The organism is Bacillus sp. JJ1521 (assembly GCF_036965165.1).
In the GTDB taxonomy this organism is placed as follows: Bacteria; Bacillota; Bacilli; order Bacillales; family Bacillaceae_L; genus Ferdinandcohnia.
Genome location: NZ_JBALOX010000204.1, coordinates 1 through 12,509 on the forward strand (window position 1 = coordinate 1; position 12,509 = coordinate 12,509).

11 protein-coding genes and 1 pseudogene are annotated in these 12,509 nt (G+C 37.3%); 4 read left to right on the forward strand and 8 right to left on the reverse strand.

The annotated features are described in order from the left end of the window. Positions 1 to 303 precede the first annotated feature (303 nt). Both V7147_RS21860 and V7147_RS21865 read left to right on the forward strand, forming a co-directional pair. On the forward strand, positions 304 to 1,464 hold the full coding sequence (locus tag V7147_RS21860; RefSeq protein WP_335369921.1) for a M20 family metallopeptidase: 1,161 nt from the start codon (positions 304 to 306) through the stop codon (positions 1,462 to 1,464). A gap of 222 nt (positions 1,465 to 1,686) precedes the next feature. After that, the gene (locus tag V7147_RS21865) at positions 1,687 to 2,388 is read left to right on the forward strand and encodes a cell wall hydrolase (protein WP_335369922.1); all 702 of its coding nucleotides are present in this window, start codon (positions 1,687 to 1,689) and stop codon (positions 2,386 to 2,388) included. A 122-nt stretch (positions 2,389 to 2,510) separates the two neighbouring features. Here the strand turns inward: V7147_RS21865 and V7147_RS21870 are convergent, their stop codons facing one another. The 3 genes from V7147_RS21870 to V7147_RS21880 form a co-directional block, all read right to left on the reverse strand. Beyond that, positions 2,511 to 3,263, reverse strand: a complete 753-nt coding sequence (locus V7147_RS21870) for an ABC transporter permease (RefSeq protein WP_335369923.1) — start codon at positions 3,261 to 3,263, stop codon at positions 2,511 to 2,513. Then, on the reverse strand, positions 3,260 to 3,952 hold the full coding sequence (locus V7147_RS21875; RefSeq protein ID WP_438824628.1) for an ABC transporter ATP-binding protein: 693 nt from the start codon (positions 3,950 to 3,952) through the stop codon (positions 3,260 to 3,262). Before V7147_RS21875 ends, V7147_RS21870 begins: the two co-directional genes overlap by 4 nt. A 216-nt stretch (positions 3,953 to 4,168) precedes the next feature. Next, positions 4,169 to 4,723, reverse strand: a complete 555-nt coding sequence (locus V7147_RS21880; RefSeq protein WP_335369925.1) for a hypothetical protein — start codon at positions 4,721 to 4,723, stop codon at positions 4,169 to 4,171. 172 nt (positions 4,724 to 4,895) lie between these two features. Here V7147_RS21880 and V7147_RS21885 point away from each other — a divergent pair, with 172 nt between their 5' ends. Together V7147_RS21885 and V7147_RS21890 are read left to right on the forward strand one after the other, a co-directional pair. Further along, positions 4,896 to 5,120 carry a hypothetical protein gene (locus tag V7147_RS21885; protein WP_335369926.1) on the forward strand — a complete coding sequence of 75 codons (225 nt, stop codon included), beginning with the start codon at positions 4,896 to 4,898 and terminating at the stop codon, positions 5,118 to 5,120. Between the two features lie 271 nt (positions 5,121 to 5,391). Continuing rightward, complete coding sequence (locus V7147_RS21890; protein ID WP_335369927.1) at positions 5,392 to 6,219, forward strand: hypothetical protein; 828 nt, start codon at positions 5,392 to 5,394, stop codon at positions 6,217 to 6,219. A 119-nt stretch (positions 6,220 to 6,338) separates the two neighbouring features. Here the strand turns inward: V7147_RS21890 and V7147_RS21895 are convergent, their stop codons facing one another. From V7147_RS21895 to V7147_RS21915, 5 genes and pseudogenes are all read right to left on the reverse strand, one after another. Then, positions 6,339 to 6,956 carry an SGNH/GDSL hydrolase family protein gene (locus V7147_RS21895; protein ID WP_335369928.1) on the reverse strand — a complete coding sequence of 206 codons (618 nt, stop codon included), beginning with the start codon at positions 6,954 to 6,956 and terminating at the stop codon, positions 6,339 to 6,341. After that, complete coding sequence (locus tag V7147_RS21900) at positions 6,953 to 8,527, reverse strand: hypothetical protein (RefSeq protein WP_335369929.1); 1,575 nt, start codon at positions 8,525 to 8,527, stop codon at positions 6,953 to 6,955. The genes V7147_RS21895 and V7147_RS21900 overlap by 4 nt, the downstream gene beginning before the upstream one ends. Before the next feature lie 11 nt (positions 8,528 to 8,538). Beyond that, on the reverse strand, positions 8,539 to 10,380 hold the full coding sequence (locus V7147_RS21905; RefSeq protein WP_335369930.1) for a hypothetical protein: 1,842 nt from the start codon (positions 10,378 to 10,380) through the stop codon (positions 8,539 to 8,541). A 28-nt stretch (positions 10,381 to 10,408) separates the two neighbouring features. Continuing rightward, a pseudogene (locus V7147_RS21910) lies at positions 10,409 to 11,987 on the reverse strand (FAD-dependent oxidoreductase). 51 nt (positions 11,988 to 12,038) lie between these two features. Beyond that, a partial coding sequence (locus V7147_RS21915; protein WP_335369931.1) for a Gfo/Idh/MocA family protein occupies positions 12,039 to 12,509 on the reverse strand: 471 nt, incomplete at its 5' end.

The following is a 12,509-nucleotide window of genomic DNA, read 5'->3' on the forward strand; positions in this document are numbered from 1 at the left end:
GATTAAAACAAAGCCGTGGTGGTATCCATATCTTCCATATCCATATCCTCCATATCCGTATCCATCATATCCATATCCGTCGCATCCGCATCCGCCGTAGTACATAGTGTCATCTCCCTTTTATTTTCTTTACAATGCTAGGATATGAGCCTATAGGTTGTACTGTATGTGCTCTTGCCCATATTTCAATAATTTAATTCATTATATAAAAATAGTATAGTAGACAAAGAGTTAGATTGAATTTTTATACATTGTGTTTTATAATAATCCATAGAATCCATTTAAAAAGAAAGCAGGGTCATTATGAAAGCAGAAATTCTTGCAGCTATTGAAGAGAATAAAGATCGTTTTTACGAAATTAGTGCATATATTGGGGCAAACCCAGAGCTTGGTCATGAAGAATTTAAAGCTTGTAAAATTTTAACGGATGAGCTTAAAAAACATCAATTTAATGTAGAGATTGGAACAGCAGATCTTCCTACAGCGTTTGAAGCAACTTTTGACAGTGGTAAACCAGGTGCGACAATTGGCATCATGTCCGAATATGATGCACTACCTGAATTAGGTCATGCTTGCGGACATAATCTAATCGGAACAATGGGAATTGCAGCTGGAATTGGTTTATCGAAGGTTATTCATGAAACTGGCGGAAAAGTGGTTGTGTACGGAACGCCAGCTGAGGAAACGAAAGGTGGAAAAGTAACCATGGCAGAGCAAGGTATTTTTAACCATCTCGATGTCGCCATGATGGTCCACCCGCTGAGCCACTACGAAAAAAGCGGTGCTTCCCTTGCGATGGATGCAATCCAATTTGAGTTTTTTGGAAAAGCAGCACATGCAGCGGCCGCCCCACACGAAGGTATTAATGCGCTAGATGCAGTTATCCAAACATTTAACAGCATCAATGCATTAAGACAACATATTACATCAGATGTACGCATCCACGGAATCATTTCAGAAGGCGGACAAGCTGCTAATATTGTACCGGATTATGCTGTGGCACAGTTCTATGTTCGCGCTGCTTCTCGTGACTATGTAAATGAGCTTGTAGAAAAAGTAAAAAAATGTGCGCAAGGTGCTGCCCTTCAAACAGGAGCAACAATGGACTGGTCATTTTATGAGTTCTCCTATGATGACATGGTTACAAATGAAAGTTTTTCAAATGTCTTTACTGACACATTAATTGAATTAGGAGTGAATCCGGAGGAAATTCATGAACGTGCAGAAGGTGGATCGCTTGATATGGGGAATGTGAGCCACGTTGTCCCTTCTATCCATCCATATGTAAAAATTTGTGATGAACCATTTGCATGCCACACACATGGTTTCCGTGAAGCTGCCCTTAGTAACCAAGGTAAAGAAGCAATGATTCTCGGTGCCAAAACAATGGCTATTACAGGCTATAAAATATTGACTGAACCAGAATTATTAGAGAAGATCAAAGAAGAATTTGCGAATAAATAAGGTTTCGTCCGAACGGTAGTGCTACTCCAGAGTATTAATAATTGATTCGGGATGGTTTTCTTAACTATAAGAGAACCATCCTTTTTTTACTAGTTTTTGGAAGTTAGACAAAGCCTGTAACCTACCTGTAACGAAACTGTAATACTAATCTATTTATTTTGTTCATAGAAATGAGTCATAGAGAGTTACCCAGTACTTAAAATGACTAGGAGGACCATTACTATGAAAAAATTACTATTAGGACTAGCTATCTTTATAGCATCTCTATTTTTTGCTGATCAAGCATTTGCGTATACAGTTCAAAAAGATGACACGATGTCTGAGATTGCTCGTATGCATGGAATGACTTTAGAGGAATTAGCAGAATTGAACCCTCAAGTGGAAAATTTAGACCTGATTGTTGTCGGGGATCATATACATACGGAAGTAATTAATGATAACGCTCCAACATTATTTGAAGGAATGCATATTGAGAAACAAAAAGAAGTTGTCGTTGCGACGCAAGAAACGGTCAAAGAAGAGCAAATTGTGACAGAGGTTAAAAGTGTTTCAAGCACATATAGTTTCTCTACCGAAGAGCTAGATTTGTTAGCGAGAATTGTACGAGCCGAGGCTCAAGCCGAGCCATTTGAAGGTAAAGTTGCGGTTGCAGCTGTTGTATTAAATCGTTTAGAAAGCCCGAAATTCCCTAATACAATTCAAGGTGTCATTTATCAGCGTGGCCAGTTCCAGCCTGTAGGAAATGGTGCAATCAATAAACCTGCCGATGAAGAATCGAAAAAAGCGGTGCAAGCCGCCCTAACTGAAATGAGATATATTGCAAAGGAAGCGTTGTTCTTCTACAATCCTGTCACTGCCACAAGTCGTTGGCTAGATTCAAGAACAACTGCCGTGAAGATTGGACGACATGTGTTTAAATATTAATTTAAGTTTTATATGATTTCGAAAATAAGCTAGGAAACCTAATGATTTCAACAGGTTACCTGTTAAATAATAGATAAATGCCTGATCCCTTTTATATTAAGGGTTCAGGCATTTTTGGTTTTTTATCTTATCTTTAAAAACTGCATACGTTGGTTAAATAGTGTTGGATAAGATAAAAATCCGAGCATGATGCTTGTCACTGCTGCCGTTGTTAACAGTAAAAAGAGAACGAGTAATTGAAATTGTACAGCTTGGACCGGGCTTGCTCCGGCAATGATTTGGCCGCTCATCATCCCTGGAAGCTGAACAAGACCGATTGTTTTTTGACTTTCAATGGTCGGAATCATACTTGCCTTAATTGAAGTGATGAGCTGTGTATGAATCGCTTGTTTTGGTGTTCCACCTAAGGAAAGGATTAGCTCAGTCTGCTCTTGATGGGTATCAACCTCCGCTGTAAACCTGTTTAAAAATAGAATTGCAAGCACCATCGAGTTACCTACTACCATTCCGCTAATTGGGATGATATACTGCGCGGTTGCCGGTGTAATGTGAAATCCTAAAAGAATAGCCTGTGTGAGAACTTCCATAAATACCAGGGTTGCAGCAATTTTCCATGTAATCCCTTTGATCCCTTTCCCCTTTTTTCTTGCATTTTGGGTAGCCGCAACAATCATGACGACTACCATTAGGAAAATATAAATGAGACTTTCTGTATCGAAGACAAATTTTAAAATGTAGCCGACCGCAAACAATTGAATAATTGAACGGACAACAGCGATTGTAGTGTCTTTTTCTAAACCAAGGTTAAAGTTTTTTGATAAAAAAATGGGGATGAGTACAAAAATAAGTGCGATAACTAAGGCAAGTGTGCTCAAGCCATCTCCCCCTTCACAAATTGTTTTACTTTTTCATGGGTGGGAGATTTCAGCAATGTACTTTTTCCTGTTTCAATGACTTCCCCTTCCATTAAAACCCACACATAATTTCCAATTTCAATAGCTTGTTGGAGATTATGGGTAATCCAGATAATGGTCACTTTGTACTTTTGGTTGATTTTAACGATAAGTTCCTCGATTTCTGTTTTAGAAACTCGATCAAGTGCAGATGTGATTTCATCCAACAACATGATTTGGGGATGGTTGACCAGGGTACGAGCAATGGATACCTTTTGACGCTGTCCACCTGATAAATCACGAACATCCCGATATAAGAATTCATCCTCTAATCCAACATCATCTAATAAATCCTTGGCTGTTTTTTCCTCCAGTTTTTTACCTTGGAGGATCAGCGGTAAAGCTAAATTCTGAAACACAGTTCCGTTTACCATTGGTGCATTTTGTAAGGCAATTCCGACAAACCGTCTTAATGCTACCGGTTCATATGTATGGATGCTTTTTTCCTTAATGTAAATTTCACCAGTAGTAGGAGACAAAAGACCATTACAAAGCTTTAGCAGGGTTGACTTTCCTGCCCCGGATGGTCCAACCAAGGTCGTAATCGTCCCTTCATAAAAGGAACCTGTAATATTTTTTAAAATATGTTTATTGTCTGCATGAAAATTCATACGGTTAAAATGAATGGCTGGTTTTAGGGTTTGCACTTGTTCACTTCCTTTAACGCGATAACTATAAGATAACATATAGGTAATATTACAGGAAAAACTTTTAATTCATTTTTTGCATATTATGTACCATTTTTCTCGACATAATTTAAATAAAAAAACACGGAGGTTGTTTTTGAAAACAACCCCCGTTCATCTCAATACAAATGGTTATCCAATTCAACTCATAACCATACTTTCATTAAGATCTTCATGATAAATCCATGCATTCTGTTCTGGTGTAGTCGCACCTATCCGTACAAAAAGTGGGTCTGGTCCATGGGAACCATTGAAGGTAACGACTAGATGTTTATAGATATTGAGATTATATTCGTCCTCGTCCCGGAAGAAGGAAAGTTGTGGATTATACAGTCGATTCCCTTCTGTGTACTCATTTCGATATTCACTGTACTCTGGTAGATCTTCCGGACGTTTTACTTGGCTGAAAGTGACTACAATTTTTCTGGTTTCAAAAAACAACGATACATATTCGTATGATAATCCCGCTGTTCTTATTTCAGGTGAAACATTTAATTCTGGATGTTGATTGGCGATGTGAAAGATGGAGTCGAATACATAAGAGGCGCGTTGTCTGGAGATGAAGTTTCTTTCGGTGATGAGATCTGCCTTTCCCTCTCTATCCTTATAGAAACGCTCTAATCCGCGTTTAATTCCTTTAATAATTAATTGCCTTTCTACACTACTTAAATAGAATTCATTACTAGAATCTTGCAAGAGTCGAACCTCCCTATTATGCGTTTTCATTATTATATCCTTAATAGGGTGTCGAAAAGTGTTAGATTCTGCACAATAATTACTTCATATTTGCGATTTATTTATTTACCTTTTCTATCACTCACAATTTACAATAATTACATAAGAAATCTAATATGGGAGTGTTTTTATATTGCAACAAGAAAAGAATGTTATCATAATTGGCGGTGGAATTGCAGGAAAATTAACGGCGCGAGTTCTTTCTGATTTTTTTCAGGAAGTTATTATTTTAGATCGAGATTCAGAAGCCACATCACCTACTCCAAGAAAAGGTGTACCACAGGGTAACCATATTCATGCACTCCTTCACGCTGGTGAACATGGACTTGAGGAGCTTTTTCCAGGAATCACTGAATAGTTTTACTCAACAGGTGCGGTAAAAATCAACTCAACAAAAGACCTTGCATGGAACCATCATGGAGTTTGGAAACTTCGCTATGATGGTGGTTACACAACAACGCTTCAAACCAGAACACATCTTGAATGGCACCTAAACCAGCACATAAAAGAGATTACAAACATAAATTCAATACAATCAAAGTGTTAAAAAATATGTTTATGATGAGGGGAAAAATCGAATTATTGGCGTTGAACTGAAAGATGGATCAGTATGTACTGCTGATCTTATTGTGGATGCTAGTGGAGCAAGTAGTTTTTCCTATCGTTGGTTGACTGAGCAAGGCATGCATATCCCAGTAGAAAAAGTTAAAATCGGTTTAACGTATGTTAGTCAGATTGTCGAACTGCCAGAACATGAAAACCGTGATTGGACAATCAAGCTGCTATATCCAAATCCACCCTACGAAAAACTTGCGGGAGCTATTTCGAAAGTGGAGGGTAATCAATATTTAGTCACATTCATTGGGTACCATGACTGCATTAATGAAAAAGATATTTTGAAAGAAAATAATTTAATAGAATTAGCAAAAGGACTATCAAAACCAGACATTTTACATGAATTGCAAAATTCCAAATCACTGACCGATATCTCTATATTTCGAGTACCACAAATTACATGGAATAGAATCGAGAAGACAAAGGAATTCCCTTCTGGTCTTTTAATGATTGGAGATACCATATGTAGAATTGATCCCTTTTACGGTCAAGGAATGAGTATAGCGGTATTAGAAGCACTTGCATTAAAAAATATTTTCCGAAATCAATCGCCAGAAAAAGCTACCAGTGTTTTTCACAAAAAGGCATCAAAAATTATTTATCCGATTTGGAATATGGTACTGACGGAGGATTTTCGATATCCAGAGACTACTGGTAAAAAACCTTTTAGTCTTACTTTTCTCCAATGGTATGCCAAACATATATTTCTATTATCAGCTAAAGACCAGAAAATCTATGATTCTTTTATAAAAGTGATGAACCTAAAACGCCCGATGACGATTTTGATGAAGCCGAGGATTATATTAAAGGTGGTAAAAAATACTTTAACTAAAATACAATAAAAGAAAACAAATTGAACAAATTCACGGAGGTTGTAGTGAAAAACAGCCTCCGTGAAGGTAGTTATCGGGACGATTTCCCACATAAACGATTTACCTAAAACATACTAGTTCAAGTGTTTTCATCTATATAAATCTTTTGTCACATCTATCCATGTTTTTGCCATTAGCATATTGCCCGCCGAATTCATGTGTACACCGTCTATTGTGAGTTGAAAGTCTTTCTTATGTTCCAAAAACGTAATAAATGCCCGATGGGTTGGGACGACAACTGCCTTATATTTTTCAGCAAGTCTATGGATGTTTTCAATATATGGTTTTAGCATGATATTGCCTTTTCCCTGGATATCCTCCGAAATAACTGTAGGATCCATTAAGACAATTGAAGCATTGGTCTTTTGCTTGATACTTGCAAGTAGAAATTCAAATACTTCTTCAAATTTCTGTGGTAACACTTGTTCTATTTCTGGGGAATCTACTTGTCGCCAAACATCATTGATTCCGATGGAAATCGAAACAATATCCGGCCGAAATGAAATGACATCTTGATCCCAGCGTTCGGCCAAGTCTGTTACACGATTCCCGCTAATCCCTTTGTTTATAATTTCCAAATCTCTTTCTGGATAGGCAACCTTTAAATAATCATGAAGCAAACGTACATATCCAGTTCCAATCGTATCCTTCTCGCTAATGCCCCACCACGTAATACTGTCGCCAATAAAAACAATTCGTTGTTTCATGCTTTTCCTCCTACATCAACTTTACAGTCCCATTGACGTAAGTAATCCTCTAGCTTTTCACACACATAATTCAAATAAAAAACAATCATGCTAAATGGATCATTCATTTCCGAATCGGGATGGACCTTCAATGGTTCGAGCTCGCTTTTCCAACGCATTAAGTTAGATATAATTAAATGTAGATCATCAGACTGTTCAACTTTTTCAGGATCTATCAGCCGACTTGGAAATAATGGCACATTCCATTTGGATACTTCAGAAAGCGCTGCTTCCAATTTTTCAAGCGCTTCTTTGACAAATAATCGATGCTCTTCAAATATGGAATAAAAGTCTTCTTCAATGTCTTCAAATGCATCTCCCCATGTTAATCGTGCAAAGTAATAACTGTTCATTAACTGTAAAGATTCCCATGGAAAGCTAAAATCTATTTGTTTGGCATTTTCCTTTGGAAGGTATGGAACAATAAGATTGACCATTTGTTTAATCCCTAGCTTAAAGTACACTTCAATATCTTCATGAATCCTATGAAATAAAGGTGGAAATAAATCACCTAACATAAAGTGGTCACTATAATATTCAAAAATCGTTATTTCTTGTTGAGTAGCATTCGTTACATGACACCATTTTTGTAGAGCCTCATATGCTCTCTCCTCATTCGTAAATGATTGCTGATAATTCCTACCCCAATAAGCGAATAGCGTATTTACTGTTTTAGAACTATCCAAGTCATCTGGTAACTCTAGCATATCCCACGATAACCCTGCATTGTATGCTATATGTTCAACTTCAATACTTGGAATCTGATTTTTTATTTGTTCAGTAAATTCAATGTAACGGGCTAAAAAGTGCTGGTCACCCTCTATCCCTAAATCAGCTGGCCATAAAGATAATCTGTTTATAGATGGTGTTTTTTCTACATAATTTTTTATTTTATTTATGAGCAAGGCTTTCCAGCTATCATCAGAAAAATCAATCTGTCTTTTTTCTGAAACTGAGATACTCTTTAATAAGTAGTGCATACTATGTCCGCCAATTGTAATTGTCAGCCCGCGCTTTGTAATCTCTTTTTCTACTATATGCTTTACTTTATCCCATAGCATAAACGTAAAAAACAGTTCATTCATATAATGTTTCGCAGCCCAGTCGATTACTTGTAAAAGAAATGAAGTGTCATCATAATTTTCAATAACTAAACCTCTTCTTACCATTTTTCCACTATGGATTTCTGACGGGAGAAAACGTACTTCCTTGGATTCGATTTTTTCTTTCGATAAAAAGTGAACCCACTTATATCCAAACAGTTTTTTACAGATATGATAAACACCATAAAGTACAGACCTTGCATTTGAGCCGATAATATATATTTCGCTTTCCTTTTGAACGAACCGAAAAGAATCCACTGAGAGTTCTCCGGCCCGTTCTATTAAGCCCTTATCAATAAAATTTTGCTCCAACCCTAATACAAATGAAAATGAAATGGATTGCTCGGTCTGAGCTACATACTTTAGTAACTCTTCTTTTGCAAATACGATTGGTGTATCATAATTTAGAATACTACATGATACCGCCATTTTGTACCTCCTTACTCTAATAGCGCTTGATTTAATTCCCTTAAAATTAGACCTGAAAGGATAATGGCATTCGTCCAACCACTTTCTATCACATATGCACCCCAGCCGGTGTCACCATTATTGCCAAAATACTCACTACTATCTAGATGAAAAGAACGCATCCAGCCACCATCAAATTCCTTTTTTGGAGAAGTGATTTGAATGCTAGATAAAAAGCGAACTAGTTTCTCATTAAACTCTTTTACCTCTGGATCGCCCGTCGCCTTCCAAGCCTCCCATGTATTTATGAGTAAGAAATTATTCGTATACAATTGATCCGCAATCCCTTCACCATTCATTCGGAACACACCTGTATCCTCTGTACCATATCGTTCGGGATCTGGATTATCACTTTCCTCAATTCCACCAAGTTCATGTTGATTGTCAGCTAAGTAATCGAGTATTTCATATAAACCTTTCCGAATGGTATCATCTTTTGTAACACCATATAGTTGGGCTAAGGATAATAAGAATCTACTATATCCGGCTGTTTTACTATACATGAACTTTAAATGGCTTTTATTCTCAAGCAATGTTGCCGTACCTTGAAATGCCTTTTGTAAAAATAGTTCATCCTCTGAAACAAAATAAGCTTGGATAAAAGCTGCATGGACAATTGATTCAAAATGAGGATTCATACTAGCCAAGGTTGAATTTTTGAAATAGGCAGTTCCATTGTCAATTAGTTCTTGTTCCCGAATACATTCCGGACGAAGTCCATTTTTATTTTGCGTGTGTAAAAGAGCATAAGCCGTTAATAAGCCTCGCTCTTTATATATTTGTTGACCTGTTTTACGGTATAAATATAATAGAACGAATGCTACCCAACTATTATCATCTGAGAAAATTTGATCCGGCTTACCCCTTGGACTTTGAAACCATTTCCAAAAACCATATGTAACTGAATTAGGATCTGTATCCTGATACCCCTCTTCAAACAAATAGTTTAGTAAATTATGGGATCTTTCTATCCACTTACGGTCCTTTGTATATTCTCCATACAGATAAAACAAAAGTGCAGTATGTGCGTGACAATCTGGTCGTAAATCCTTACTAATATCGCTTCGAATGGAATGTACATTTTCATAAACTCCGAGACTTCCGTCTTCTTTCGGTAAAATACCAGAAGTTAAAAACCAACTCATACCCTTCTCAATTGATTTTTCAATATCAAATTGCTTCGAAGGTTGAATTATCGGTTGCATAAAACGGAGTGGCAAGTGATACTCCATTTGTAGCCATTTGATAACACGATTCCATAACCAATTTGGTCGTAAGGTCCAAATCTGTTCATTACCCAAAAATGAAAATGACGAAAAAATGGATTTCCCTTTCCCATGTTTTTTCACAACTACTCCAGGATACTTCCCTATCTCTTCCGTTCTATGGGTCTCTTTAAAGTGACCAATATCCAAGAGTCTCACTGTTTCAAAGGTAAAGCCTGTTAAAAAGGGACCCTGCCATTCAAGCAGCATACCTTTTTCACAAAAGTGATTCTCACAAGATATTACTAGTTTTTCTAAACGACGATTAGTCACTGGGAAATCTTGCTTAAATCCAAAAAGGCGAGAAGACGTAAAATCATCACAATTGATGAGTTCCCCATATAAAGTTCCTCCTTGCTGAACAAAATCCCAGAGTTTTTCAAGTATTTCATACGATAATTTCAGTAGGGTTCCATTGTCATTACCATTAATAATGATACGCGAATATTGACTAAGGTCCTGTTGTATAAGTAGATTGATATCTGAAAAATAATGATTGAAGGTAACACGGCTTTTCATTTGCATACTTTTGTCAACGAGAGCGATCAATACGTATCCACTCCACTCTTTAACTTGATCATATTTTATGAATTTTTGGCCACTCGAGTTCAATTCCTGCATTTATTAATCGTGACTGAAAACTTTTTAATTTTTCTCCCTTACTTCTGACTTCATGCGGGATAATTTCATGGTCAATACAATAAGTTGCAAGATGACCGGCTGCTTCCCCGATATTCCATTCCACTGGATGTAGTCGATAACAACCATTTGTAAGATGCGTAGTCCCAATATTTTTGCTAGCTGGCAACAAATTTTGAACGCGGATAGGTAGTAAACTACCAAGCGGTATTTGGAAGGGATGGGCTGAAATATCAATATATGTATCCAATCCAGTACTCGGATGAAGATCTAAGCGATAGCTTCCAATTCCGACGCTATCATGAAAGTAAGTGGCCCCGTCTTTCCCTTCAATTTCACCACTGATATGCTGTTCCTTCACTGTAAATAGTGATTTAATTCTTCTTGATTCACGGATATATGGGTACATTGCCAAACCATCTTCTGTTCCTAAAATATCTTTTCTTAACCGAATACCAGGATAACCTTCGCCACCATCTGGACGAGGTGCCTCCGTTTGCATCCAATAAAGAAGTGACCAAACTTAATTGTTTGGCATTATAGAGATGCTTTTCTTTCTCTTCATCTGATATATCAATTATAGGACCTAACCAATAGTCATTTTGCGGCCAGTTTACAATCGTAATATCACTTTGAAACGTACCTGGTTCAAAATTATTTTTATCGATAATTCGACGGTAATTCCATAATGAAAAACGATTTGGTTCGTAAAAAAATGAATACTCAATTGGCTCCAAAGTGTGCGGAACAAGTCCCCACCAGCTCAATTGCTTGGCCGGCCAAAATTCCGCCTGATAGTTTTTCCAAAATTCATATTGAGCAGGCTTTTCAATAGTATGATTTTCTCCTTCAATATGATCAATCGCAAAACAATAGGTAAATGCCTGCATGTTAAAAGGTTCTGCATTCTTTGGTGCATGTGCTTCACCTGTTTCAGCCTGTGACTCTGCCCCAATAACATATTCAACACCTGCAAGTGGTAAGACATCTCCCATTTCCGTTGCATCTAAAAAATACTTTCCTTTTAACAGGTAGGAATGCCTAGTACTTGAATGCTGAACAGTTACAGTTTGTACCTGATCTTGTTCAGTTTCAGCTTTTATGATTTTATACTCTGTTAATAAGGTTAACTTCCCAGTGCTTATATATGGTGCTAGCATATCGTATAGAACTCGCAACGCCACTCTTGGCTCATGGCTTATTTTACTTACAATGGCATTGCCGGGATTAAATTGATCATTCGACCGTTCGAAGGTTTTTACTGGAAAATTAGTAAGATAGTATTCTCTTATTTTCCGTCGATATGTCAGATAGCTTCTTGTTGCTCCAAAACTTTCAATCCATGGATGCTCATCTGGCGGTACCCCTTGGTTTGTAATTTGGCCACCAATCCATTTTGTCTCTTCTGTTAATACGATTGTTTTTCCAGATTGTAAGGCAGAAAGTGCAGCAGCACAACCTCCAAGACCACCACCTATTATTACGATATCTGCTTCTAATTCTTGAACGACTGTCAATGTGTCACCCCTCCTTTACTGTTGACTTTAGTTTTTGGTTCCTATCTCTGTTTAGATCAATTTTACTGGTTCTTTATTTTCGAAAGATTGGTAGGCAGCTAATGCTACTTCGACTGCTTTTAACCCTGAATATCCTGTTGCTAGTGGGGGTCTTCCATCCTTTATACACGCAACGAAATCCTCAATCAAACCTGCGTCCATATCATCTCCCCAGCCAATCCATTTAACCCCTTCCCGATTGGAATAAAGATCAATTTTTTGAGAGAATGCATCAATTTTTAAAGTGCCGTTTGTACCGATAATTTCCATGGTTACATCGCCCCAGGTAGGATAGGCGCTATTTCTTGACCAACTACAGTCAAGAGTAGCGAACATGCCATTTGTAAATTCCATGGTAAGAATTCCACAATCATCGATTGGATGATCAATATAGACATTGCCAATTTCTGCATAAACTTCCTTCACTTCTGCCCCAGTAAACCATCTCATAATATCAACAACATGGACTGTATGGTCTAGAAC